Raw genomic sequence first — 25,078 nt, forward strand, 5'->3', positions numbered from 1 at the left:
GGATGGTCCTTAAGGGGATTAGGGAGTACTCTCAACTGGCGCTCGTTTCAAGCTACCTTAGGAGAACCTTCGAGCTCTGGGGCTACGGCGAGGTTGTCCTGCCCACGATAGAGCCCTACGGGGAAACCTTGAGGGGCGGAACGAAGTTCGCCTACAACAACCGATTCTACCTGATAAAGCCCGACGTGACGAGCAGACTGCTCAGGAACTACGACATCGACTTCGGCAAGCTCTACTACATCGGCGAAGTCCTCGACGGCGGAGTTGAGGGAAGGTGGCAGGCCGGAGTTGAGTTCATCGGCGGTGAGCCGGCCTTCATGACGGCCGAGGTTCTGAGCGTCCTCATAACAGCATTGGAAAGCCTTGGCATCGAGGAGTTCTACATCGACCTCGGGAGCCTTGAGGTCTGGAGAAGGGCAACGGAGGGAATCGAGGATTTCCGGGAAACAATCTGCAGGGCCCTCGAAAGGAGGAACTTCGGGCTCATAGAGAAGCTCCCGCTCGATGAGGAGAAAAAGGAGGAGCTGTGGCGCCTCTTCAACTTCCGCGGGAGGGAAACCGACTACGGCAAGCTCGCCCGGATTCTCGGGCTGGTCGACGACGAGAGGGTCTTCGTGGATTTGGGCACGGTCAGACCGCTTCCCTACTACCGGGACGTAATCTTCGAGGTCTATTCGCCCGAGATTGGCAGACCGATAGGCGGTGGAGGGGAGTACTCCTTCAGGGGCAGACCGGCGGTCGGCTTCGCCCTCGACCTCAGGGCCCTCATCGGGCTGGCAAAGGTAAGGGAGAGGGGGAGCAGGAGGTTCCTCAGGGGCATAAGCTCGTTCAGGGAAGCGAGGAAGCTCGTCTCGATGGGCGTTCCCGTGGAGGTGGAAAGATGAGGTTCGTCCTGCCGAAGGGAAGGCTTCTCAGGGGCTCGCTGGAAATCCTGAGGAAGGCCGGCTATAACATCGACAAGCCTGGCGAGAGGAAGCTAATCGAGAGGTTCAACGGCAACGAGGTTCTCCTCGCGAGGGCCTTCGACGTTCCCGTTTATGTCGAGCACGGCGTTGACGTGGGTATAGCAGGAAGCGACGTCCTTGAGGAGCGCGAAAGTGACGTTTTCGTCCCGTTGGAGCTTCCCTTCGGAAAGTGCAGGCTCAGTTTAGCGATGCCGGCTGAGAGCGTCGTCCCACCGGAGGACATGGACGGTTTCAGAATAGCGACCAAATACGAGCGGATAGCGAGGAGCTACTTCTCAAGGCTTGGCGTCGAGGTCGAAATCATAAAGCTCAGCGGGAGCGTCGAACTGGCTCCCAAGGTCGGCGTGGCGGACGCGATAGTGGACATAGTAGAGACCGGCGAAACGCTAAGGGCGAACGGCCTCGTCGAGGTCGAGAAAATCATGGACGTTTCGGCCCAACTGCTCGTCAACAGGATTTCCCAGAAGACTAAGTTCGATGAAATCAACGCCCTGATTCTCGCGATAAAGGAGGTAATTGGAGATGGAGCTTGAGGAGTACGTTGCGGGCATTTTGAGGGACATACGCGAAAGGGGAATCGAAGCGGTCAGGGAGTACTCGCGGAGGTTCGACAACTACGACGGCCCATTCCGCGTGACGGATGAGGAGTTCGAGGAGGCGGAAAGGCTCGTTCCCGAGAAGGACAGGAAAATAATCGAGCGGACGATAGGGCGACTCTGGGACTACCACGAGAGGCAGAAGCCGGGGGACGAACTTTTCGTCAAGAACGGCTCGCTTTACGGCCTTATCTACCGCCCGATACGGAGGATAGGAATCTACGTCCCCGGCGGAAAACCGCTCCCCTCGACGCTGATGATGGTCGCCGTTCCCGCGAGGATAGCGGGCGTCAAGGAGATAGCGGTCACGATTCCGCCGAAGGACGGCAGGGTGAACCCCTACGTGCTCTACGTGGCGAAACTGCTCGGCATAGACGAGGTTTACAAGCTCGGTGGAGTTCAGGCGATAGGGGCGATGGCGTACGGCGTGGGGATGAAGAAGGTCGACAAGATATTCGGGCCCGGAAACAGGTTCGTCAACGAGGCCAAGAGGCAGGTGTTCGGCGTCGTGGGAATAGACAGTTTGGCAGGGCCTTCGGAGATAGCGGTCATAGCCGATGAAACGGCCGAGAAGGACTACGTTCTGGCGGACCTCCTCAGCCAGCTGGAGCACGGGAAGGACAGCAAGGCATGGCTTCTGACGACCTCGGAAGAGCTCGCCGACTACTGCTCCCGCGACGGGGTTGAAGTTATCCTCTGCGAAAGCCTCGCGGAGTGCACCGAAAAAGCGAACGAGATAGCGCCGGAGCACCTCGAGATAATAACCGAGAACCCGCTCAGCCTGGTTGACCTCATCGAGAACGCCGGGGCGATATACCTCGGCCCCTATACTCCGGTTCCCTCGGCGGACTACTTCCTCGGCGTCAACCACGTCCTTCCGACCGGAGGAACGGCAAAGTTCAGCGGGGTTCTAACGGTGCGGGATTTCCTCAAGCCGATAACCCTCGCCCGGGTGAGCAGGGAGGAGTTCCTGAGCGAGAGAGAGCTTGGAATAAGATTGGCGGAGATAGAGGGCATGGAGCTTCACAGGAGGAGCATGGAGGTGAGGAAATGAGGAGAACAACGAGGGAGACCGACGTAACAGTGGACCTCAACGTCGCCGGAGAGATAAGGACGGGCGACAAAGTCCTCGACCACATGCTCACCGCTCTGTTCCACTACATGGGCGTTGATGCCAGAGTTAAGGCCGAATACGACCTCAGGCACCACCTCTGGGAGGACGTGGGCATAACCCTCGGGGAGGAGCTACGCTCGAAGCTTCCAGAAAAATTCAGGCGCTTCGGGAGCGCGATTATGCCGATGGACGATGCCTTAATCCTCGTTGCAGTGGACATCTCGGGGAGGCCCTACGTGAGCGCTGAACTGAGCTTTGAGGAGGGTGAGGCGGGATTCGAAGTTTCACTGGTCAGGGAGTTCCTCTGGGGATTAGCAAGGTCGCTGAAGGCGACAATCCACGTGAAGACGCTGAGCGGAGTAAATGCTCACCACGTCATCGAGGCGACCTTCAAGGGGCTCGGCGTTGCGCTGGGGCAGGCGATTAGGGAAAGCAAGATGGTTGAGAGCACGAAGGGACTGCTGGAGGTGTGAGCTTGATAGCGGTGGTCGATTTGGGAATAGGTAACCTCGCCAACGTGAGGAAGGCTCTGGGGGGCGTCGTCACGAGCGACCCCTACGAGATTGAGAAAGCTGAAAAGCTTGTCCTCCCGGGGGTTGGGAACTTCGGGGCCGTTATGGAGAGGCTCGAACCGCTGAGGGGCGTTATACTCGACGCGATAAACGAGGGGAAGCCCTTCCTCGGGATATGCCTTGGATTACAGCTCCTCTTCGAGGGGAGCGAGGAGAGCCCCGGAAGGCCCGGCCTCGGCGTGTTTAGGGGAAACGTCGTCAGGTTTCAGGGGGTTAGAACGCCCCACATCGGCTGGAACCAGCTCTGGAAGCGGAAGGACTGTCCGCTCTTCGAGGGGATTAAGGATGGAGCGTACTTCTACTTCGTCCACTCCTACTATGCCGAGCCGGGTGAGGAGGAAATAATCGCGGGGGTTACCGACTACGAGTCAAAGGGAAGGAAAGTGGTCTTCACATCGGCCGTTTGCAGAGAGAACGTTTACGCTGTCCAGTTTCACCCGGAGAAGAGCGGGCGGAACGGTTTGACCGTCATGAGAAACTTCAGGGGGCTTTGAGATGGAGGTTTATCCGGCAATCGACATCATGAATGGAAGGGCCGTGAGGCTCTACAGGGGGAAGAGGGAGAGGGTTAAGGTCTACGGCGACCCGGTCGAGATAGCGGAGCGCTTTGCTAAGCTCGTTGATAAAATCCACGTCGTGGATTTGGACGGGGCATTCGAGGGCTTTCCAAAGAACCTCGGTGTGGTTGAGAGGATAATCCGCGAGACCGGGCTGGGGGTCCAGCTCGGTGGCGGTTTGAGGAGCTACGAGGCCGTCGAGAGGGCCTACGAAATCGGAGTCGAGAACGCGATAATAGGCACGAGGGCCTTTGATTTGGAGTTCCTGGCCAGAATAACCGACGATTTCGAGGGAATAACCGTCAGCCTCGACTCGAAAGACGGGAGAATAGCTGTGAAGGGCTGGCTTGAGGAAGGAATTCCAGTTAGAGAGGCCTACGAGACGCTGAGGGGCTACGTTGACAGGTTCATCTACACCTCCGTCGAGAGAGACGGGACCTTAACCGGAATCGAGGAAATCGAGCGCTTTTGGAATGACGAGGAGTTCATCTACGCGGGGGGAGTTTCAGGTATTGAAGACCTGCTGAAGCTTGAGGAAATCGGTTTTTCCGGCGTCATCGTCGGGAAGGCGCTCTACGAGGGCAAGGTCAGCCTCGAAGAACTGCTGGAGGTGGCGGAATGCTCGCGAAGAGGATAATCGCGGCGCTGGACATAAAAGAGGGCAGGGTCGTGAAGGGGATAAAGTTCCGGAACATACGCGATGCGGGAGACCCGGTGGAGCTCGCAAAGCGCTACGAGAGCGAGGGAATAGACGAGATAGTCTTCCTCGACATCACAGCATCATATGAGAAGAGGGGAATTCTCCTCGACCTCGTTGAGAGAATCGCGGGGGAGATATACGTCCCCTTCACCGTCGGAGGGGGCATAAGGACGGTTGAAGAGGCGAGGGAGATAGTCAAGCGCGGGGCCGATAAGGTCTTCGTGAACACCTCTGCGGTCGATAGGCCTGAACTCGTGAGGGAGATGGCCGAGCTGATAGGAACGGCAAACACCGTGGTTGCCATAGACGCCAAGTGGAACGGCTCCTTCTGGGAGGTCTACACCCACGGCGGAAGGAAGGCGAGGGGGATTGATGCCATCGAGTGGGCGAAGACCGTTGAGAGGCTTGGAGCGGGAGAAATCCTCCTCACGAGCATGGACACAGACGGGACGAAGGAGGGCTTTGACATAGCGCTCACGAAGGCCGTTGCGGAGGCTGTGGATATTCCTGTGATAGCATCCGGTGGGGCTGGAAAGCCCGAGCACTTCTACGAGGCCTTCAAAGCCGGGGCCGAGGCAGCTTTAGCCGCTTCAATCTTCCACTACGGGGAATACACCGTCGGCGAGCTGAAGGAGTATCTGGCTGAGAGGGGAATTCCGGTCAGGCTGGACTACTGAGGTGGTAGCATGGGGGCTGAGGAGCTGATTGAAAAGGTCGACTGGGAGAAGAACGGCGGAATCGTTCCCGTCATAGTTCAGGACACGAAGGGGGAGGTTCTAACGCTGGCCTATATGGACAGAGAAGCGCTGAGGAGGACCCTTGAGACGGGCTACGCCCACTACTACTCCCGCTCGCAGGGCAGGGTGAGAATGAAGGGTGAAGTCAGCGGGAACACCCAGAGGGTTAAGGAAATCCGGATAGACTGCGACGGCGACGCGCTCCTGCTCATAGTCGAGCAGAAGGGCGTTGCCTGCCACACCGGGAACTACTCCTGCTTCTACCGGAAGCTTGGTGAGCCTGAGCGCGTTCTGCCGATGGACTACTCGCTCACAATCCTCAGGGAGCTTGAGGAGCTGATACGGAGGAGGAAGGAAGAGCCGGTCGAAGGTTCCTACACCTCGGAGCTTTTCAAAGCTGGAAAGGAGAGGATTTACAAGAAGTTCGGCGAGGAGGCGGTGGAAGTCCTCGTTGCCGAGACGCGGGAAGGCCTCATCTACGAAACCGCCGACATGCTCTACCACCTGCTCGTTCTCCTCGCTTACAACGGCGTTTCCCTCGGGGAGGTTATGGCCGAGCTGAGGAGGCGGAGGAAGTGATAAGCGAGCTGGTCAAGTCATTTCAGCCGTATCGCGTCGTGGAGGGGAACTACCGGATAAGGCTCGACAAGAACGAAAGCCCCTACGACCTGCCGGACTGGGTGAAGGAGGAAATCTTCGAGGAGCTGAGGGAGCTTGACTTCAACCGCTATCCGAGCATAACCTCCCTGCCGGCGCGGGAAGCTATAGCGGAGTTCTACGGTCTCTCGCCGGACAACGTGGCCGTCGGAAACGGGAGCGACGAGCTGTTGAGCTACCTCGTGAGGCTCTTCGAGGGGAACCACATAATCACGACCCCACCGACCTTCGGAATGTACTCCTTCTATGCGAGGCTGAACGGCGTTCCGGTCGTTGAAGTGCCCCTTCGGGAGGACTTCACGATTGACGGGGAGGCGATAGCCAGAAAAGCAGAAAACGCGAGGGCAATCTTCATAGCGTCGCCCAACAACCCCACCGGAAACCTCCAGCCTGAGGAGGAAATCGTCAGAGTTCTCGAAACCGGAAGGCCTGTAATCCTCGACGAGGCCTACGCGGAGTTCGCGGGAAAGAGCCTCTGGAAGCTCATCGAGGATTACAAGAACCTCGTGGTGCTGAGGACGTTCTCCAAAGCCTTCGGAATGGCCGGAATCAGGGCCGGCTACATGCTGGCGGGCGAAGAGGTTGTAGATGCACTCTATCGGGTAAAGTCCCCCTTCAGCGTTGGAATCATGACGATGACCGCTGTGAAGGTGGCGCTTAGACATGCAGACCTGATGGAGAGGCGCGTTAGGAAAATCGTCGAGGAGCGCGAGAGGATGAGGAGAAAGCTCGGGGAGCTGGCCTATCCGAGCGACGCCAACTTCCTCCTCGTTAAACTCGACGCCTACGAGGAGCTTTTGAAGAGGGGCATAGTGGTGAGAAAGCTCTCGGGAAGGCTGGAAGGCCACATACGAGTAACCGTCGGCAGGAGATGGGAGAACGACGCCTTCCTGAAGGCCGTGAGGGAAATAGTGGGTGGTTAAAGTGTGGGTGGTCTTTGATGTGGACGGGACGCTGATAGACGTGGGCAAGAGCTACGACATGGCCGTCAAGCTGACTGTGGAGTACTTCCTCCGGGCCTTCGGGGTGGAGCGGGAAATCGAGCTTGAGTGGGTCAGAAAACTGCGCTCCAAGGGTCGCTTCGGCGACGACTTCAAGGTGAGCGAGGCGCTGATTCTTTTCTCAATGGCGGGCGACGTTGAGGCCTTAGTGGAGGAGTTCCCGGCTGGAGAGGGCATAGAGTGGGTTCGGGAGCGGTTCGGGATTGGAATGTACCGGGGGAGCATAGAGAGGGTCTTTAACACCTTCTACCTCGGGGAAGCCTATCCCGGAAGGCTCTTCGACTTTCCGGGCCTCTGGAGGAAGGAAAAACCGCTCATCGAGGCGGAGCTTTTAAGGGAACTTTCGGAGAAGTTCAGAGTTGGGGTCGTCACGGGCAGGAGCGAGCTTGAGCTTAAGCTGGCCGAAAAAATCCTCGGCTTCCGCTTTAAGAACGCCATAACGAGGGAGCTCGGCCTAAAGCCGAACCCAGACCTGCTCTGGGAGCTGGTGAAAGGTGAAAGAGGGGTTTACGTCGGCGACACGCTCAACGACGAGCTGTTCGTGGAGAACTACCGGAGGAAATACGGCGATTTTGGTTTCGTCATGGTCGGGCGGGACGTTGAGAACGTCTCGGAATTCGTTGAAAACCTGCTGGGGGACAACCTTAAAAACGGCCCCGAATAGTGAAGACCATGCTCTACGTTGAGATACTCGGAAACCTGCCGGAGATGGCGAGGGACGAGGTAAATGCGATGCTCGAACTCGGGGGAGGGACGATAGTCGGCCAGGACTACCTCTTCCTGAAGGTTGACGCCTCCGAGAGGGCCTTCCCCTTCCTCGACCGCCTCGGCCTTGCCCACGAGTACGGTGAGCTACTGGTTGAAGCTGATTCCGTTGACGAACTACTCAGGAAGGCCAGAGAGGTGGAGTGGCCGATTGAAGGCACGTTTAAGGTTGACACTGAGACGATGGCCAACTGCAGGCACGACGTCCTCGACCTGCCGAGGAAGCTTGGGGCGGTGATTCACTCTCAAGGCTTTCGCGTGAACCTCTCAAGGCCGGACACGCTTGTTCGCGTTTACTGTGGTGAGAAGCTCTACGCGGGGATAAAAATACGCTTCTTCGACCCCAAGGACTTCGAGAGACGAAAGGCCCACCACAGGCCGTTTTTCCGGCCGATTTCACTTCACCCGAGGGTTTCGCGCGCGCTGGTGAACCTGACGAAAGCAAGGAAAGAGTTGCTCGACCCCATGATGGGAGCCGGCGGGATACTCATCGAGGCGGGCCTGCTCGGGCTCAAGGTTTACGGCGTTGACATAAAGCCCGAGATGGTTGAAGGGGCCGAGATGAACCTTCGGCACTACGGAGTCAGGGATTTCGAGCTTAAACTCGGAGACGCGACAAGACTGGAAGAGCTCTTCCCGGGGAAGGAGTTTGAAGCTGTCGCCACAGACCCCCCCTACGGAACGGCAGCAACGCTTGCCGGGAGGAAAAGGGAAGAGCTCTACAGGGCCGTTTTGAGGAGTATCTACAACGTCCTTAGACCCGGTGGAAGGCTCGCGATAGCTTTTCCGACGAGCTTCGACGGAAAGGGCGAAGCCGAAAAGCTGGGCTTCAAGATGCTTGGACGCTACTACCAGAGGGTTCACAAGAGTCTTGAGAGGTACTTCTACGTGTTTGAAAAGGCCTGAATATCCGGGGTCGGTGCAAAAACAAAAGTTTAGAAAACTTTTTAGAAGTTTCTTTACAAAAATCTAAGGGGGTGCGCCATGGAGGCAATGGGTTTCTCTGGGTATTTCTGTAGCATTCAGCCCGGTGAGGACGTGATTATCGAGTACTCCTCCCACGACCCCGCCTACGTTCTGCTGAAGACGCTGATTGACTGCCTAAAGGAACACGACATGCCGATTCTCATCGTCGATGAGCTGGACCAGTTGCACGTCTTTAAGACCCATATGATGCTCGCCGGCTTCGACACAACGGCCATCGACCAAATCAAGGTAATAAAAATCGGGGGGCTCATCCAGACAGGGGACGTCGTCGGATGGATTGAGCTCAGCAAGGAGTTGCCAATAAGAAAGAAGCGCTACGAGGAGGCCCTCAGGAAGGCAAACCTTGACTTCTCGTTCAGAATAGTCCTCGGCTTTGACAAGGTGCTGTCCATACACGAAGAGGACAGACGCGACCTGGAGTCACTCTTCAACCACATGATTCGCCCGTACCTGGGGAGCAGGAGTAGAACAACGGTTTACTTCATCAACACCGACTTAATAACCGACAGAACACTGAAGGAGTTCAGGGAGCACGCTAGCAGGGTCTTCCGTGTCAGGCATGAAATCGACAAGATAGTTCTCAAAATAATGAAATCCCCGCACATAAGTGAGTACGGGGAAGAAATAGCGGTTCCCCTTGAATGACACGTTTCAACATTCAAGTCAGCCTTCAAGCCAGATTTCCAGCCTCTGCTTTCCCTTTCCAAGGCTGGAGCGCTTGAACTTCTTCAGGTGACCGATTTCCTTTATGTCCCTCACGTGTGTTCCACCGCAGGGAATGACCTCGAAGTCCCTTATCTGGGTGTAGCGGGTGTCACCTTCCCACCATATCTTCATCTCTCCGCCTTCGTCGACGAGCCTGTTGAAGGTCTCGATTATCTCCTGCTTCCACTTGTTCACGTTCTCCGGGTAAACGATGTCGAGCCTGCCCTTCTCGGCGCTCATTCCGCTTCCGTAGGGCTCCCACTTCTCGGGCAGGACGACGTTGAGGACGTGCTCGAGGAGGTGCATAGCGCTGTGGATTCTCATGAGCTTGTAGCGGTAGTCCCAGTCGAGCTTGAGTTCAACCTCGTCGCCGGGCTTGAACTTCTCCGGCTCCGCAACGACGTGCCAGACGTTGCCCTGGTCGTCTTTGTAAACGTCGAGGACCTCGACGCCGTTTATCGTTCCCCTGTCGTGGGGCTGACCCCCGCCGGTTGGGTAGAATATCGTCTGGTCGAGGAGCAGGGCGTTATCCTTCACCTCAAGAACCTTCGCCTTGGCATCCTTGAGGTAGGCGTCCTCATAGTAGAGCTTGCGGGTCATTTAAACCACCGTAGAAAAGAGGGCACGGGAGTTTAAATGGGTATCGAAAAGGAAAGAATGAAAGGTCACTTCCTCCTCCTGAGGAGGAGTGGCAGGACGGCGAGTCCGACTATGAAGGCCGGACCACAGATTCCGCCACCGCTTGAAGTGCTCGAGGTTGAGGGTGCTTCCGTCGAGGACGCGCTTCCGGTGGTTTGTCCACCGGTAGTTGTCGTCTTCTCAGCTGAAACCGGCTTGACTGACCTCGCCGAAACGAAGCTACCGACACCGCTTATGGGGTCCGGCATTCCAACGGTTATCCTGCTGTTGGTGAGGAAGAACCTCCAGGTCTCTACCGTGTAGACCCTTGGCGAGTTGTAGAGGTGAAGAGCGTAGGCGAGCTTGTAGAGGTCCCAGAACTGGTCGAGGTTGTCTATGCTAACGGTCTCACCGTTCTTCTCCCAGCTGTTCTGGAAGAGGAGCATGTCGAAGTCGTAGCCGGTCCAGTTGAGGAAAGGCCTGAGCTTGTCGGGGGTGTTGTAGTAGGTAAGCCCAAGGGCCGTGATAAACTTGCCAACGTCGCCGTTTGAAACTGCATCAACGACTTGGCGCAGGGTGTACGGGTTCTTGCTTCCCGCTCCGAAGTTCGGGGCAACGTAGTAGTCAAGGAACCAGAAATCCGTTGCGGTGCTGGTAACGGGGTGAATTCCCCTGACAACCCAGCCCTCGGTGTACACACTCCACTGAAGTGTCGCCGGGTCACTGCTGTAAACGACCTTGTTGGCCTGGCTCCTCTGCCACTGGAGGAGGTCAACCTTGAAACCAGCCTTCTGAAGAACCTGAGCAACGTACTTACCTTCATCAAGCCTCTTATCCTCGACACGGGCGATTACCTTGACCGTCACGGGCTTTTCATCAAAGTACCAGACGCCGTCCTTCTTCTCAAGGGTGTGACCCATCGCCTTCAATCTCTCAGAGGCGGTGGTCATGGCGTGGTCTATGAGCTCTATCGCGTAGTTCTCGTCGCCCTGGGGGGTTATACTCATGGCCTTTGCGACGGTTGAAATCCGGGCGTATGCGTCTATCTGTCCACTGACCTCAGGGCCAAAGAGGGGAGCACCGCTTCCCTGGAGTATCTGGCTGACGATGTACTGCCTGTTGATGAGCCAGTTCATGGCATACCTAACCTCACGGAGCGCAAACGGGTTGAACTGGACTCCGCTTGGAGTGTCTACGAGGCCAGTGCTCTGGTTGCCCGCAAAGTTGATGTTGAGGCTCCACCAGACGGCTATGCTCTTGATTGGCTTGAGGTTGTTGCCGTACTGCTCAAGGATGTTCTGGAACTCGTTGTAGGTCACCGCGTACCAGTAGAGGTCGTACTCGCCCTTGGCAACCGCAAGGACGGCAGTCTGTGCGCTGAGGGTTCCGTAGATGTCGATTTCCTTCCAGTACGGGTCCCACGGAAGCTTCTTACCGTTAACCTCACCCGGATAACCAATCCTCTTGTTATTGGCGAGTTTGAGAACGAGGGTCATTCCCTTGGGGTCGTATTTCTCAACGTAGTAGGGACCATCGCCGATTATGGCGTTGTTGTACTTGTCAATCCAGCTGATAACGGCCTCATAACCCTTCTTGGCGATATCCGCCGTAATTCCCGCCTGGGCCTCATCCACTCCCCACATCTTTAAGTACGCGCCAATACCGCTCTTGTCACTGAGCCAGAGGGGTATTGGGTTCTCAGTGAGGCGCTGGGCCTCGGCCTTGAAGTACTTCATCTGGTCCGGGTCAATCATATCAATCTGGTAACCGTTCTGCGGCTGCTCGCTCCAGGAGAAGGCCTTGTCCTCAACACCGTTGGCAACCATCTCGCTCATAACGTTGTAGAGCTCCCACGGGAAGGAGGGTTTAACGTAGTAGTTCCCAACGGCAGTTCCCCACTTGCTGTACGGGACGACGTAGTCCTGGTAAACGGTGTACTCGATGTAGTCGTCGGTGACCTTGTCAACCTTGAGACCAAGGACCTTCGAGAGAACGCTCTGGAGGGCGTTTGCCCAGTCCTGGCTGTAGTACTTGTCGTCCTTGCCGTCCTGATAGGCCCACTCCCAGTCCATCGCGTAGCTGAACAGATAGTCGGCGAGGGTTATCCTCTGGCCGTCAACCCAGGTTCCGAGGCCACACTTCCAAGTGACGGCACTCTTCGCCACCTTCCCAGTGTTTGGAGAAACCCACTTCTTTTGGGTTCCGTTCCAGACCACGGCACCGCTTGGAACCTGGACGTTATACTTGACATCAATGAGCTGGCACCTGTAACTGTGATACTGAACGTCCGAGCCAGTCACAACCGCTGGGTCATTGAGGAAATACCAGACCCTGCTTGTGTACGTGTCGGTCATTCCACTCGGGGACGGGTTAAAGACGCCCATGAAGAGACTGCCCTGAGCGGCAAGCTGTACTATTCTGAGCTTGTCCCCCTGAACGCTCTGCGCCTTAACGGGATTTGAGACTGCAAGTGCACCCGCGAGAACCAGAAGCACGAGCGCCATTCCAACACCTCTTTTCATGCGCTCACCTCCAGACGTGCTATTCCTGGTGTTCATGCACATTCTTAAATCTTACTGTTATGATTTTTAGGTAATTTTATCACTAATAGACACAAAAATACTGCAATGGTTCCAACGTCAGACCGGAGAATCAATAAGTCTTTGAATGGCGGATGTATTAATGTGGACACCTATTCATTCCAGTACGGACTTAAGTTTTACAAAGATGTAAAACTTAGGACGCCACCGGGTTTATAAACCCACTCACCCTTTCAGCCTCAGGTGAGAGTATGGGGAGACCGGTTTTCCTTGGAAAAGCCTACATAAACTGGTGCGAGAAATGCAACGTTCCGCTCATAGGCGATAGCTGTGCCGTTCACGGAAAGGAGGGCGTCTTCAGGCTGAACATAACCCCTCCCGGCGATTTGAGGTTCGCCTTTGAGAAGGATTTGGAGTTCATAAAGGAGGTCTTCAAAGGGCACTTCGGAGTGGACGTTGGAGAAGTCCTCGACGGAAAGGTCGTCCTCCTCAACAAGCTCCCGAGCGAGGACGAGGCCTATGAAATCATTGTGGACGGCTACGTCTTCGGCTACGTCAAGTTCGACCCGGTTGAGCTCCGCTGGAGGGCCGGCCTGAAGGTTGAAGGTGCAATAGCGCTCTGGAAACGCTTTGGAAAGAGGATGAAGAAGTGGGTTATAGTCGATAAAGGCGCCGTCGAGCCGATAAAGAACGGTGCGAACCTCCTGGCTGTCGGCGTTCTCGAGGCAGACCCGAGCATAAGGGTGAACGATGACGTGATTCTCGTCTCTGAGGACGGCGAGGTCTTTGCAACCGGGATAGCGAAGAAGGACTACGAGGCCCTAATACGGGGCGAGCGCGGAACGGGGGTCAAGCCCAAGAGGCAGAAAAGCGTCAACTACCGCGAGGGAAGAAAGGCAACGATGGAGGACGTTCTGAGAGCCAATTCGATAGCACTCGAGGAGAAGGTCATGAAAAGCCGGGAGTTCATGCGGAAAGTGGCGAGCAGGTACTCGGACTTACCCGTTGCCGTTGCCTTCTCCGGCGGGAAGGACAGCCTGGCCGTTCTCGGTTTGGCCCTGGAGGAGTTCGGAAGCGATTTCACGGTGTTCTTCAACAACACTGGAATCGAGTTCCCGGAGACGGTGGAATACGTGGAGAAGCTGAGGAAGGAGCTCGAGCCGAAGGGTATAAAGTTCGTCGTTGCAGACGCTGGAGACGCCTTCTGGAGGGCGCTCTACGTTTTCTCGCCACCAGGTCGCGATTACCGCTGGTGCTGTAAGGTCACCAAGCTCGGGCCCATAACCCTCGCAATAAAGGAGAATTACCCAAAAGGAGTGCTCATGTTCGTCGGTCAGAGAAAGTACGAAAGTATAAAGCGCTTCAAACAGCCGAGGGTCTGGAGGAACGAGTGGGTGCCAAACGAGATAGGCGCGTCGCCGATATTCCACTGGCGCGCGATTGAGGTGTGGCTCTACATCTTCAGTAGAAACCTGCCCTACAACCCGCTCTACGAGCGGGGCTTCGACAGGATAGGCTGTTTCCTCTGCCCGAGCGCTTCGCTGGCTGAATTCGAGAGGCTCAAGCGCGAGAAGCCCGAGCTCTGGGAGAAGTGGAGGAATGCCCTGGAGCACTGGAGGAAGCGCTTCGGCCTCCCGGAGGAGTGGATTACCTACGGCTTCTGGCGCTGGAAGAAGCTTAGCAAAGGTGAGAAGGCCATAGCGAGGAAGCTCGGCGTCGATATTCCCGAGGAGCGCTCCTGGGAGCCAGTCAGGGTTAAAATTGAGGAGACAGGTGAGGGCTACGAGCTGGAGTTCAACACAATCCTCAACAAAAAGCGCCTCCTGCAGGTCGCGCCGATACTTGGCGAGGTAAGCGTTGAGGGGGACGTCGTAAGGGCTGGAAACATCGAGTTCTTCACGGGGACGAGGAAAGCTAAGGCGCCAGACGAGGGGGAAGCGGTCAGCGCCTACCACCTCGTCAAGAGGGCCTACGAGTGTGTCGGCTGTGGTGTCTGCGTCGGCAAGTGTCCAGAAGGGGCCCTAAGCATAGACCCAAGGAGCAAAAAGATAGTGGTAAACTACGAGCTCTGCACGCACTGCAGGGAGTGCATGGAGGTTTGCCCGCTGTTGAAGATTAAGAACCCCGAGGAGGGGAGCCAGCTCTGAGCCGGCCTGTTCTCGCTTCCCTCTTCTGGTTTTTGGCAAACTTGACTTTACAATTTTTGCAAAATTCGGTAAAGTTGAGTTGGCCATCTAAAGAACCTTTATAAGTCCCCCCGCCACTCTTCCCCTCTGGTGAGAGACATGGAGGAGTACTTCATCTGTCCCGAGTGCGGTAGCGATGACGTCGAGGTCATCAAAGAGCGCGGAAGGGAGCTTACCCTTCGCTGTAACGAGTGCGGTAACGTCTGGCACGTGACGCTTCCGAAGCTCATCAAAGTCCCGCTCATCGTCAGCAAACACGAGAGGAGCTTCAAGAGCGAGGCGGAGCTTCCAGAGGGCGAGGAGATTAGAGTCGGAGACATCGTCGAGACCGAGGAGGACGAGGTAAGGATTACCGGAATCGAGCTGGAAGGCGGAAAGAGGGTGAGCCGGGCGAAGGTCGGCGAGATAGTGACTCTCTGGGGCGAGAGCCTGACCTATCCGAAGGTCATCAAGGTGTCGGTTTACATGCCGAAGGGACTCACGCAGTCCTTCCGCGTGAAGGTGCCGAGGGACGAGGAGTTCGCGGTCGGAGAGGTCGTGGAAGTTGGGGGCTACACCTTCAAGATTGAGAAGATTAAGACCGAGCGGAAGATGCTCCACCACGGGAAGGCCAGAGCCGACGAGATAGTCGCCCTCATGGGCCATCACATTCCCCGCGCGAGGGCGAGGAGGAGTCTTAAGCTTTACCGGGGCTACGACAGGGAAAACCGCTAATCGCATGATGCCGTGATGAGTTTCTTTATTTTCTGACCTCCGGGATGATGAGCTTGGCCGCTCCTGAGCGCTCGAGCATTATCGGTTATCTGCCCTTCGAAGGGCATTTTTCTAATGTTCGTCGTACTACACGCAAAGGTTATAAGAAAGCCCGTGGAGACCCCAGAGGTGATAAAATGCTATCACTGGGAGTGAAACAGCTCAACGACATACTGGGGGGTGGTGTTGAGGAGGGCTCAAGCGTCGCCTTCGTTGGCTCAATAGAGTACGATAACGTCATCTTAATGCATCAGGCTGTTCTAAAGGCACTTGAAAGCGGTAAAAGAGTTCTCGTGGTTGATTTTAGACAGCCTCCTCCGACGCTTCTCAAGGAGCTGAGGAGCCACGGAATTGATTACGAGCCATTTCTCGACGATTCCCTGACGATACTGGACGGCTACTCAAACCTCTACGGCCAGGGCGTTCAGGGCGGGCGAAACGTCCTCCCAAACCCGCTGGATTTGGGTATAACTACTGCAATCATAAGAGAGGCCCTCCAGGGAGATGAGTACGATATTCTGGTCATAGACGACGTCACGGCCCAATACACCCTTCAGTCGAACCCTAAGATTTACATAAAGGCTATCGTCAGGCTTGTCAACTCCGTGAAATCCCTCGGGAAAACCACCTTCGTTGCCGTTTGTTCGGACGTCTTTGAAAAGTCCGACCTGGCGGCAATACTGATACCATTCGACTACGTGATTGAAGTTGCGGGCGGGAAAGTTGAGATAAAACGTTCCCTCCAGCCACTCCGGGTTTTGGAGCCCAAATTCGCGTACATACGAACTCGGAAGGGCATAAATCCAACGAAGGAGCATTACCAGAGCATAGAGGGGCTGAAGGCCCAGCTCAGGGCAGGGGAGGACGGAACAATCTGGCTCAAGGATACGAGAGTTCAGATAGTTGAAGAGGCCACGGAAAGGACTCTTATCGAGACGGTTTACGACTTCCTTGGGCTGGACAGGGGAAAGGAGTTGCTGTACACATGGGGGAAGAAGCAGTTCCTTGGGTACGGCGAGTACTCCAAGAGGCATAACACGAGCATCGCCGAGGCCCTTGAGGACATATTCAAGTTCACCATGGCCGGAGGAGGCGGAAGGCTTGAACTCGTCGAGCTCTCAGATTCAGTCGTCATAGTGAGGGGCACCCACCTGTTCCCGGGCGGAAAAGGCTATCCCTACCCGTTCCATCCAAACTACGCAGGCTCACTTGCCCAGTTCCTCACTGAGTTCACGGGCGAGCGCTGGGAGGGAGAAGAGACCAAGTGCGAGGCGATGGGCGCGGAACACTGCGAGTTCGTTTTGAGGAAGGTGAGATAGCGAAACCCTTTTAAATTCTCGCCCAAACTCCCCTCGCAAAACCGGATGAACGATGAGGTTTCGGAGGGATGAAAGATGGCGAAGCCGAGCTACGTGAAGTTTGAGGTTCCCCAGGAGCTTGCCGAGAAGGCCCTTGAGGCCGTTGAGATAGCCAGGGACACCGGAAGGATAAGGAAGGGTACCAACGAGACCACCAAGGCCGTCGAGAGGGGCCAGGCCAAGCTCGTTATAATTGCCGAGGACGTTGACCCCGAGGAGATAGTTGCCCACCTTCCGCCACTCTGTGAGGAGAAGGAGATTCCGTACATCTACGTTCCGAGCAAGAAGGAACTCGGCGCCGCCGCTGGAATCGAGGTTCCGGCCGCGAGCGTCGCCATCATCGAGCCCGGCAAGGCCCGCGAGCTCGTTGAGGAGATTGCCACGAAGGTTAGGGAGCTCATGAAGTGAGCTCCTTTTCCTTCCTTATCACGAAAGGTTTAAGGTTCATCCCGCGAGTCTTTACGAGGTGTGAGGTATGAGCGACGAAGGCTACCCCGCCGAGGTTATCGAAATCGTTGGAAGAACCGGCGTCACCGGTGGCGTTACCCAGGTCAAGGTCAGAATCCTCGAGGGGCGCGACAAGGGTCGCGTCATCAGGAGGAACGTTAAGGGTCCCGTTCGCGTCGGCGACATAGTCATCCTCAGGGAGACCGAGCGTGAGGCGAGAGAAATCAGGAGGAGGCGTTGAAAATGGCCCGCTGGAACGTCTGCTCCTACTGTGGAAGGGAGTTCGAGCCGGGAACGGGCAAGATGTTCGTCAGGAACGACGGCAGAGTGCTCTTCTTCTGCTCCAGCAAGTGCGAGAAGCTCTACTTCATGGGCAGGAACCCGAGGAAGCTCAAGTGGACCAAGGCCTTCCAGGAGGCTCGCCTTCAGAGGGCCAAGAGGAGGAAGTGATTTCTTTCTTTTCACTCATTTCCAACTTTGACGTTTCTGCCAGGACTCCAAAAAACCTATTAACCGCGCGCCCCATTCTATAAGCGGTGTTGCCGATGGCCGACAAGCAGATAGAGAGAACCCTCGTTATTCTGAAGCCGGACGCCGTTGTCAGGGGCCTCATGGGCGAAATCATAAGCCGTTTTGAAAAGAGGGGCCTCAAGATAGTTGGAATGAAGATGATATGGATTGACCGCAAGCTCGCTGAGAAGCACTACGAGGAACACAAAGGGAAACCCTTCTTCAACGCCCTGATAGACTACATCACCAAGGCCCCGAGCGTCGTGATGGTCGTTGAAGGCAGATACGCCATAAGCGTCGTCAGGAAGATGGCCGGTGCGACCGACCCGAAGGATGCGGAGCCGGGGAGCATAAGGGGCGACTACGGCCTCGACGTTGGCGATGCGATATACAACGTTATCCACGCCTCCGACAGCCCCGAGAGCGCCGAAAGGGAGATAAGCCTCTACTTCAAGCCAGAGGAGCTCTACAGCTACTGTAAGGCGGCGGACTGGTTCTACCACACCCACGCGAGGGCAAGGAAGGAGTACCTTGACACGATAGACTGCCTTGAGAGGTGAAGCGTTAGTCCACGATAAATCCCCGCCGTTTTCTCTTCTTCTCCTTGAAGAACTCGGCGTATTCCTTTGCAATAGCCCTGCACTCACCCCTCAGGGCCCTTCTCGTCAGCGAAACCGACAGCTTCAGAGTGGTGTAATAGGAGAGCAGGAGTAGAATTAGCAGGGGCAGCATCGTAGTGATACCCCTCCCCAGCAGGACTCCTATGGGGACTGCCGAGAGGTATATTGCGTGGAGGAAGAGATTGACATTTCGCCCGGGCTCGCGAACTTTGGCAACACATTCGATTAACTTTTTCCAGCGGGGAAACTCCCTAAGCCGACCCCCAACGAGGAGAGTTCCCTCGAAATTGTAAACGCCGTAGCTTTTCTCGTCAGTTAGACAACCGAGTCCGAGCTTTCTGGAGAGCTCCTCAAGCTCACCGGAGCAGGGGCGCGCGTTGAGAATCCAGAAGGGATTCTTCCAGCCCCTCCATGCGAGGAGCGCGTAGATTATCAGCCCTGGGAGGGCCAAGGCGGGCCATGCACTCGCGGAGAGCCCGAGTCCGAAGGCAGTTATTGCCCAGAAAAACGCGAAAAGGCTGGGGAACTCATCAATTTCAAAGGCACCCCTACCCCTAATCCGAACGTAAACGAGCATAATCAGCCACGCAAGGAACGTCTGAAGTCCGATGAATTCAGAGGTTGTGAAATCGCCGAGGGGAGTTGAGAAGTAGACGTAATCGCCGAATCCGCCGTAGATGCCGTTCGCCATCTCGTAGGTCAGAAGGGGGAGTAGGAAAGACACCGCCAGCTCCGACTTCCGGTCCTTGAGCTTCCCGAGTACGAGGGCCGTCCCAAGGCCAACAATCAGACCGAGTGTGAGCGCTATCATTTCACCACCGGCAGAAGTTACCACCAGCCTTTTTAATCCTTGCCCCGAACCCTTTAAAAGGCCAGCCATGAGTTATGCTCAGGTGATGAAGATGGCAAAGAGAATTAGACAGCCCATCATAGCGGTTCTCGGTCACGTTGACCATGGAAAGACGACGCTCCTGGACAGGATTAGGCGGACGAACGTCGCCGGCAAGGAAGCGGGCGGAATAACCCAGCACATCGGAGCGACGGAGGTTCCGATTGACGTCGTCAAACAGCTCGCCGGACCGCTCATAAAGCTCTGGAAGGGCGAGATAAAGCTTCCGGGCCTGCTCTTCATCGATACACCCGGCCACGAAGCCTTCACGAGCCTGCGCGCGAGGGGAGGAAGCTTAGCGGACTTGGCCGTTCTCGTTGTTGACATCAACGAGGGCTTCCAGCCCCAGACGATAGAGAGCATCGAGATACTGAAGCGCTACAGGACGCCCTTCATAGTCGCCGCCAACAAGATAGACAGAATCAAGGGCTGGGTGGTTGAGGAGGACGAGCCGTTTTTGGTCAACATCAAGAAGCAGGACCAGAGGGCCGTTCAGGAGCTCGAAACCAAGCTCTGGGAGCTCATCGGCAAGTTCTACGAGCTCGGCTTCCAGGCGAACCGCTTCGACCGCGTTCAGGACTTTACCAGGGAGCTGGCGATAGTCCCGATTTCGGCCAAATACGGCATAGGCGTTCCTGAACTGCTCGTTCTCATCGCGGGTCTCAGCCAGAAGTATCTGGAGGAGAAGCTCAAGATAGAGGTCGAGGGACCGGCGCGCGGAACGATTCTTGAGGTCAGGGAGGAGCTGGGCCTTGGAACAACGATAGACGTCATCATCTACGACGGAACGCTGAGGAAGGACGACACAATCGTCGTCGGCGGAAAGGACAAGGCGATAGTTACGAAAATCCGCGCGCTCCTTAAGCCCAAGCCCCTTGATGAAATTCGCGACCCGCGCTTCCGCTTCGACCAGGTTGACGAGGTAACAGCCGCGGCGGGTGTGAAGATAGCCGCACCGGGTCTCGAAGAGGCCCTGGCCGGTTCACCGGTAATAGCCGCGAGGAGCGAGGAGGAAGTAGAGAGGGCCAAGCAGGAAATCCTGAACCAGATACAGAGCGTCGTCATAAGCACCGGTAAAATAGGCGTCATCGTCAAGGCCGACACCCTCGGAAGCCTCGAAGCTTTGAGCAAGGAGCTCCAGGAGAAGGGCATTCCGATAAGGAAGGCCGACGTTGGGAACATCAGCAAGACCGACGTTATGGAAGCCTTGAGCGTCCGCGAGGAGGGGCCGAAGTACGGAGTGGTTCTCGGCTTCAACGTCAAGGTTAACGAGGACGCGGAGGAGGTCGCGAAGGCCAAGGGAGTGCCGATTTTCGTCGGGAACATCATCTACAAGCTCATAGAGGACTACGAGGCCTGGGTGAAGGCCGAGGAAGAGAAGAAAAAGCGCGAGCTCCTCAAGAACGTCACCTTCCCGGGCGTCATCAAGCTCTACCCGGACGAACGCTACGTCTTCAGGAGGAGCAAGCCGGCAATAGTCGGCGTCGAGGTCCTCGAGGGCAGGATAAGGCCGGGAGTGGCCCTCATTAAGGAAACGGGCGAGAAAGTCGGCGTCATCAAGTCCATCAAGAACAAGAACGACTTCGTCCAGGAGGCCAGGAAGGGGGACGCCGTGGCCGTTGCCATCGAGGGGGCGATAGTTGGCAGGCACATTCACCCCGGTGAGACCCTCTACGTTGACCTCACCAAGAACGACGTCATAGTGCTCCTCAAACAGCTCAGGAACGAGCTCGACGAGAGCGACCTGAGGGCCCTCAAGATGATTGCGAAGGTAAAGGCAAAGCAGGACCCCTTCTGGAGGGCGGTTTGATTCTGACAGACTTTATATATTCTTCTTTCCTATCATTCGTGGTGAACATGATGAAGGGCAGACGGCTTAAGTGCCCTCTCTGTGGGAGAACTGATTTCCAGGTTGAGGGGAAAAGCTCGACAACAAGTGGGGCTTTACTGTCCATAAGGTCAAGATTGTGATATACAAGAACTACAGTTATGTCACGATGTTCTACAAGGAAAGAACAATATATGACTTCGATTAAAATCGAAAGAATGTTAAAGCCGGCCCTGAAGCCAGCCTACAAGCGTCAAGCTTGAACCGTTCTTGATTTTCCCCGCCAGGTTCTCCTTTAGGACGAACGCCCTAATCTTCCCGAGGGGCTCGTTGCTGAGGAGCATTACGTAGCCGTCGCCACAGGGCGTCGAGACCTCCCCGAGTTCAAGCACGTGGGCAGTCATGATGTAGTCATCTATAAAAGCCCCCTGAAGGCTTATCTTTGCTGGAAGGAGGATTTCCGCCTCGTTAAGGTCAACGATGACATCCTTGCCGTCGGGCAGTTTTGTAGTTTCCCTCTGAAGTCCCTCCGCCGTCCCGGTGTATGCGAGAAAGGCCAGCTTAACGTTGAGATTCTCAGAGGTCAAGTATGTTTCCTTTTTCTCCATGTAGTCGGTTGCATAGAATGTAACCTCGGGGGAATATTCGTTCAGAACCACCCCAGAGACGTTAGCTTCGGGCCACTTTTTCCACTCAAGGACTTCTTTAATCTCTACCCCAACTTCCACACCTTCAAGGGCAGGAAACGCCGTAACGGGTTCCATGTCACGCGTCACGACTCTTATGGAAAGTCCATCTGCAAGAGAAACGTCCACAACCTCGTAGGCAAGCCTTTTCGTTCCGAGGGACTTTTTCTTTTCGAACTCGACGCTCCTGGTCGGGTACTTCCCGAGAACGGCATCCTCGATAAGATTCAACCCCTTTCTCTGGGAGGCGCAGATGGTGTCGAGGTGATTCCCGTGATGGATTCCGTTTATGAATTTTAACTTTTTCTTTCTGCCCAAAATCATATAATCCCACCGACGTTAGTACAAAAAGGGACTTAAAAAACCTAACGTCTCCGGGTGAGCTTGATTGTCGCCTCGACGTGGGGCGTGTGAGGGAACATATCCACAAGAACCGCTTCCTCCACGCGGTAAGCCTTCCGCAGGTGGTTCTCGTAGTCGAGCCTGAACGCCTTTGGATTGCAGGAGACGTAAACGACCCGCTCAACCCCGCTCCTCACGAGGAGTTCTCCAGCTTCCCTCAGGCCCCTCCGCGGTGGGTCCACTATCACGGTGTCGTAGTCACCTATCGTGGTCTCCTCAGCCCTCCCAACGCGGAATTTGGCATTTACTCCGTTCAGCTCGGCGTTTCTGTTGGCCATCTCAACCGCGAAGGGGTTAACCTCGATTCCCTCGACGGCAAAGCCTCTCTTGGCCAGCCAGACCCCGAAGGTGCCGACGCCCGAGTAGAGGTCGAGAACCCTCTCGCCGTCGGTGAAGTCCTCAACGGCCCTGAGGAGAAGCTCAAGGGCGTAGCTGTTCGTCTGGAAGAAGCTGTTGGGGTGAATGAGATACGTTACGTCGCCGATTCTCTCCCGTATGAATGGGTTTCCATCGACGAGCTCCGGCTCCCCGCGCGGGTCGTCTCTGTCGTCAGCCTTTAGACTCCAGTAGAGCGAGTCCGCGAAGGAGAAGTAGTCCCTAAAAGCTTCGGCCGTTTCTTCAGCGGGACTGCGATGGGCTATGAGGTTCACCATGACCTCTCCAGTGAACTTGCCCTCCCTGACCTGGAGGTAGTGAACGTCGCCGGTTTTCCGCTTCAGACTCCACGGCCTAAGCTTCGTTTCTGCCAGAAAATCGCGGAGGGCGCGCAGGTATTCGGGGGTTCTCTTCGAGAATACCGGGCACTCCGAAAGGCCCACAACGCCGAAGGGGTTTCCGTACTCCTTGAGGCCAACGCCACTCGTCGTCACGATGAAGTTGCTCACGTTGCGAAATCCCCAGATTTTGGGCGAGCCCTTAATCTCGGCCCTTATTCCGGTGATTCGCTCGAAGAGTTCAGCCTTGAGTTCGAGCTGGGCCCTGTATTTTAATCCCTGCCAGAGACAGCCACCGCACTTCTCGAAGTGTCGGCACCTCGGAAGAACCCTCAGAGGGGAAGGCTCAAGAAGCTCGAAGTCCCTCGCGATTAACCTGCCGAAGCGCCTTCTCGTTGATTTAACCCCAACCATGTCGCCGGGGTAAGCGAAGGGGACGTAAACGGTTTTGTTCCCGGCTTGAAGAACCCCGAGGCCGTCGTCACTGAGTCCGCGGATTCTTCCAGAGGGCATGTTCTTCGCTTGAGTGTCCCGCTTAAGAATCCTTCGAAGCCGATAATGCACAACTCTGCACGTGTGAACAGGTGTGGTAAGGTTTATATCCCCGTCGTTCGAAGCACAACCGAGGTGTCCACGATGAGCTACCGCGAATACCGCGATAAGGTTTTGGAGTTTATTGAGGACCACGAGAACTGGAGGGCCCACACGATAAACCTCATAGCGAGCGAAAACGTGACTTCTCCAACCGTTACAAGGGCCGTCGCGAGCGGTTTCATGCACAAGTACGCCGAGGGCTGGCCGAAGCAGAGGTACTATCAGGGCTGTAAGTACGTCGATGAAGTCGAGCTCATCGGCGTCGAGCTCTTCACTAAGCTCTTCGGGAGCGATTTTGCCGACCTCAGGCCGATTTCCGGAACAAACGCCAACCAGGCGGTCTTCTTCGGCCTCACCCAGCCGGGCGACAAGGCGATAGTTCTCCACACCAGCCACGGTGGCCACATAAGCCACATGCCCTTCGGAGCGGCTGGAATGAGAGGATTAGAAGTTCACACCTGGCCCTTCGACAACGAGGAGTTCAACATTGACGTTGACAAAGCCGAGAAGCTCATCAGGGAGCTCGAGCCCAAGATAGTCGTCTTCGGTGGCTCACTCTTCCCGTTCCCGCACCCGGTCAAGGAGCTCGCGCCCGTAGCTAAAGAGGTCGGTGCCTACGTCATGTACGACGGCGCCCACGTCCTCGGACTCATCGCAGGAAAGCAGTTCCAGGACCCGCTCCGCGAGGGTGCCGACATAATCACCGCCTCGACCCACAAGACGTTCCCCGGACCCCAGGGCGGTGTCATAATTTACAAGCGCTTCGGCGAGACCGAGGAGATAGCCAAACTCCAGTGGGCGATTTTCCCAGGAGTCCTTAGCAACCACCACCTCCACCACATGGCCGGAAAGACCCTCACCGCGGCCGAGATGCTCGAGTACGGTGAGAAGTACGCGGCCCAGGTCGTCAAGAACGCGAAAGCTCTGGCCGAGGCTTTGGCGGAGGAGGGCTTCAAGGTCATCGGCGAGGACAAGGGCTACACCGAGAGCCACCAGGTCATCGTTGACGTCAGCGACCTCCACCCCGCTGCCGGAGGCTGGGCGGCACCGCTCCTCGAGGAGGCCGGCATAATCCTCAACAAGAACCTCCTGCCCTGGGACCCGCTTGAGAAGGTCAACGAGCCGAGCGGTCTGCGTATAGGCGTCCAGGAGATGACCCGCGTTGGAATGTTCGAGGACGACATGAAGGAGATTGCTCACTTCATCAGGCGCGTCCTCATCGACAAGGAGGACCCGGCCAAGGTCAGGCGCGACGTCTATGGCTTCCGCGCCGAGTTCCAGAAGGTCTACTACTCCTTCGACCACGGCCTGCCACTCAGGGAGTGATTGGGCTCCCTCCAGCTTTTCCATTCTTACTTTGGTTTACTTCCAAGGATTCTCCAGTGGCTTCGGATTTTCTTGAAGAAAAAGTTATAAGCTCCCTTCTCGAGGCGTTTCCAGCGGTGCCTGGCCTTCATTCACCGCGCACCCCCGCCAGGCACCGTAACCGTGCGCGTAAAATCAGGGGTTCGAATAAGGGGCTCAAATCACAGTTAAAATCAAACCCCTTCAAATCACGTTGAAGTGAACGAAAGCGTT

At 56.1% G+C, this 25,078-nt stretch carries 26 protein-coding genes; 21 read left to right on the plus strand and 5 right to left on the minus strand.

What is annotated here, in order from left to right; genetic code table 11:
- Window positions 1-2 precede the first annotated feature (2 nt).
- From E3E28_RS09665 to E3E28_RS09720, 12 genes are all read left to right on the plus strand, one after another.
- Window positions 3-884 (plus strand): ATP phosphoribosyltransferase regulatory subunit, encoded by an 882-nt coding sequence (locus tag E3E28_RS09665; RefSeq protein WP_167914908.1) that lies wholly within the window; start codon window positions 3-5, stop codon window positions 882-884.
- On the plus strand, window positions 881-1,498 hold the full coding sequence (hisG, locus tag E3E28_RS09670; protein WP_167914909.1) for an ATP phosphoribosyltransferase: 618 nt from the start codon (window positions 881-883) through the stop codon (window positions 1,496-1,498). Before E3E28_RS09665 ends, hisG begins: the two co-directional genes overlap by 4 nt.
- Window positions 1,488-2,615 carry a histidinol dehydrogenase gene (gene hisD, locus E3E28_RS09675; RefSeq protein ID WP_167914910.1) on the plus strand — a complete coding sequence of 376 codons (1,128 nt, stop codon included), beginning with the start codon at window positions 1,488-1,490 and terminating at the stop codon, window positions 2,613-2,615. The genes hisG and hisD overlap by 11 nt, the downstream gene beginning before the upstream one ends.
- Window positions 2,612-3,148 (plus strand): imidazoleglycerol-phosphate dehydratase HisB, encoded by a 537-nt coding sequence (gene hisB / locus E3E28_RS09680; protein WP_167914911.1) that lies wholly within the window; start codon window positions 2,612-2,614, stop codon window positions 3,146-3,148. Before hisD ends, hisB begins: the two co-directional genes overlap by 4 nt.
- Window positions 3,145-3,741, plus strand: a complete 597-nt coding sequence (hisH, locus tag E3E28_RS09685; protein ID WP_167914912.1) for an imidazole glycerol phosphate synthase subunit HisH — start codon at window positions 3,145-3,147, stop codon at window positions 3,739-3,741. The genes hisB and hisH overlap by 4 nt, the downstream gene beginning before the upstream one ends.
- Before the next feature lies 1 nt (window position 3,742).
- Entirely contained in the window at window positions 3,743-4,441 is a 699-nt protein-coding gene (gene hisA, locus E3E28_RS09690; protein WP_167914913.1) for a 1-(5-phosphoribosyl)-5-((5-phosphoribosylamino)methylideneamino)imidazole-4-carboxamide isomerase, read from the plus strand.
- A complete protein-coding gene (gene hisF, locus E3E28_RS09695) occupies window positions 4,423-5,181 on the plus strand; it encodes an imidazole glycerol phosphate synthase subunit HisF (RefSeq protein ID WP_167914914.1) in 759 nt (252 codons plus the stop codon). Before hisA ends, hisF begins: the two co-directional genes overlap by 19 nt.
- A gap of 9 nt (window positions 5,182-5,190) precedes the next feature.
- Window positions 5,191-5,820 (plus strand): bifunctional phosphoribosyl-AMP cyclohydrolase/phosphoribosyl-ATP diphosphatase HisIE, encoded by a 630-nt coding sequence (hisIE, locus tag E3E28_RS09700; RefSeq protein WP_167914915.1) that lies wholly within the window; start codon window positions 5,191-5,193, stop codon window positions 5,818-5,820.
- Entirely contained in the window at window positions 5,817-6,821 is a 1,005-nt protein-coding gene (gene hisC, locus E3E28_RS09705; protein WP_167914916.1) for a histidinol-phosphate transaminase, read from the plus strand. The genes hisIE and hisC overlap by 4 nt, the downstream gene beginning before the upstream one ends.
- Before the next feature lies 1 nt (window position 6,822).
- Window positions 6,823-7,563: an HAD family hydrolase gene (locus E3E28_RS09710; RefSeq protein WP_167914917.1), complete on the plus strand. Its 741-nt coding sequence runs from the start codon at window positions 6,823-6,825 to the stop codon at window positions 7,561-7,563.
- Between the two features lie 8 nt (window positions 7,564-7,571).
- Window positions 7,572-8,570 (plus strand): TIGR01177 family methyltransferase, encoded by a 999-nt coding sequence (locus E3E28_RS09715; protein WP_167914918.1) that lies wholly within the window; start codon window positions 7,572-7,574, stop codon window positions 8,568-8,570.
- Between the two features lie 78 nt (window positions 8,571-8,648).
- Window positions 8,649-9,296 (plus strand): DUF257 family protein, encoded by a 648-nt coding sequence (locus E3E28_RS09720; protein ID WP_167914919.1) that lies wholly within the window; start codon window positions 8,649-8,651, stop codon window positions 9,294-9,296.
- Window positions 9,297-9,314: 18 nt separating this feature from the next.
- Here the strand turns inward: E3E28_RS09720 and E3E28_RS09725 are convergent, their stop codons facing one another.
- Both E3E28_RS09725 and E3E28_RS09730 read right to left on the minus strand, forming a co-directional pair.
- Window positions 9,315-9,956, minus strand: a complete 642-nt coding sequence (locus E3E28_RS09725; RefSeq protein ID WP_167914920.1) for an alanyl-tRNA editing protein — start codon at window positions 9,954-9,956, stop codon at window positions 9,315-9,317.
- A 65-nt stretch (window positions 9,957-10,021) separates the two neighbouring features.
- Window positions 10,022-12,478, minus strand: a complete 2,457-nt coding sequence (locus E3E28_RS09730; RefSeq protein WP_167914921.1) for an ABC transporter substrate-binding protein — start codon at window positions 12,476-12,478, stop codon at window positions 10,022-10,024.
- 287 nt (window positions 12,479-12,765) lie between these two features.
- Between E3E28_RS09730 and E3E28_RS09735 the strand changes: the two genes are divergently transcribed.
- The 7 genes from E3E28_RS09735 (at window position 12,766) to ndk (ending at window position 18,328) form a co-directional block, all read left to right on the plus strand.
- The gene (locus E3E28_RS09735) at window positions 12,766-14,661 is read left to right on the plus strand and encodes a phosphoadenosine phosphosulfate reductase family protein (RefSeq protein WP_167914922.1); all 1,896 of its coding nucleotides are present in this window, start codon (window positions 12,766-12,768) and stop codon (window positions 14,659-14,661) included.
- 138 nt (window positions 14,662-14,799) lie between these two features.
- Window positions 14,800-15,414 (plus strand): HVO_0476 family zinc finger protein, encoded by a 615-nt coding sequence (locus E3E28_RS09740; RefSeq protein WP_167915406.1) that lies wholly within the window; start codon window positions 14,800-14,802, stop codon window positions 15,412-15,414.
- A gap of 176 nt (window positions 15,415-15,590) precedes the next feature.
- Complete coding sequence (locus E3E28_RS09745; RefSeq protein WP_167914923.1) at window positions 15,591-16,772, plus strand: V4R domain-containing protein; 1,182 nt, start codon at window positions 15,591-15,593, stop codon at window positions 16,770-16,772.
- Between the two features lie 75 nt (window positions 16,773-16,847).
- Complete coding sequence (rpl7ae, locus tag E3E28_RS09750; protein WP_042689830.1) at window positions 16,848-17,219, plus strand: 50S ribosomal protein L7Ae; 372 nt, start codon at window positions 16,848-16,850, stop codon at window positions 17,217-17,219.
- Window positions 17,220-17,286: 67 nt separating this feature from the next.
- The gene (locus E3E28_RS09755) at window positions 17,287-17,499 is read left to right on the plus strand and encodes a 30S ribosomal protein S28e (RefSeq protein ID WP_011250261.1); all 213 of its coding nucleotides are present in this window, start codon (window positions 17,287-17,289) and stop codon (window positions 17,497-17,499) included.
- Window positions 17,500-17,501: 2 nt separating this feature from the next.
- The gene (locus E3E28_RS09760; RefSeq protein WP_015859485.1) at window positions 17,502-17,708 is read left to right on the plus strand and encodes a 50S ribosomal protein L24e; all 207 of its coding nucleotides are present in this window, start codon (window positions 17,502-17,504) and stop codon (window positions 17,706-17,708) included.
- Between the two features lie 95 nt (window positions 17,709-17,803).
- Window positions 17,804-18,328 (plus strand): nucleoside-diphosphate kinase, encoded by a 525-nt coding sequence (gene ndk, locus E3E28_RS09765; RefSeq protein ID WP_167915407.1) that lies wholly within the window; start codon window positions 17,804-17,806, stop codon window positions 18,326-18,328.
- 4 nt (window positions 18,329-18,332) lie between these two features.
- Here the strand turns inward: ndk and E3E28_RS09770 are convergent, their stop codons facing one another.
- Window positions 18,333-19,199, minus strand: coding sequence for a hypothetical protein (locus tag E3E28_RS09770; RefSeq protein WP_167914924.1), 867 nt, complete (start codon window positions 19,197-19,199; stop codon window positions 18,333-18,335).
- An 85-nt stretch (window positions 19,200-19,284) separates the two neighbouring features.
- Here E3E28_RS09770 and infB point away from each other — a divergent pair, with 85 nt between their 5' ends.
- Window positions 19,285-21,087, plus strand: coding sequence for a translation initiation factor IF-2 (gene infB, locus E3E28_RS09775; RefSeq protein ID WP_240921751.1), 1,803 nt, complete (start codon window positions 19,285-19,287; stop codon window positions 21,085-21,087).
- A 239-nt stretch (window positions 21,088-21,326) separates the two neighbouring features.
- Here the strand turns inward: infB and E3E28_RS09780 are convergent, their stop codons facing one another.
- The gene (locus tag E3E28_RS09780) at window positions 21,327-22,115 is read right to left on the minus strand and encodes a hypothetical protein (RefSeq protein WP_167914925.1); all 789 of its coding nucleotides are present in this window, start codon (window positions 22,113-22,115) and stop codon (window positions 21,327-21,329) included.
- Between the two features lie 41 nt (window positions 22,116-22,156).
- Window positions 22,157-23,419, minus strand: a complete 1,263-nt coding sequence (gene rlmD / locus E3E28_RS09785; RefSeq protein WP_167914926.1) for a 23S rRNA (uracil(1939)-C(5))-methyltransferase RlmD — start codon at window positions 23,417-23,419, stop codon at window positions 22,157-22,159.
- A 123-nt stretch (window positions 23,420-23,542) separates the two neighbouring features.
- Here rlmD and glyA point away from each other — a divergent pair, with 123 nt between their 5' ends.
- On the plus strand, window positions 23,543-24,826 hold the full coding sequence (gene glyA / locus E3E28_RS09790; RefSeq protein WP_167914927.1) for a serine hydroxymethyltransferase: 1,284 nt from the start codon (window positions 23,543-23,545) through the stop codon (window positions 24,824-24,826).
- Window positions 24,827-25,078: the final 252 nt, after the last annotated feature.

The sequence above is a fragment of the Thermococcus sp. 21S9 genome (genome assembly GCF_012027635.1).
In the GTDB taxonomy this organism is placed as follows: domain Archaea; phylum Methanobacteriota_B; class Thermococci; order Thermococcales; family Thermococcaceae; genus Thermococcus.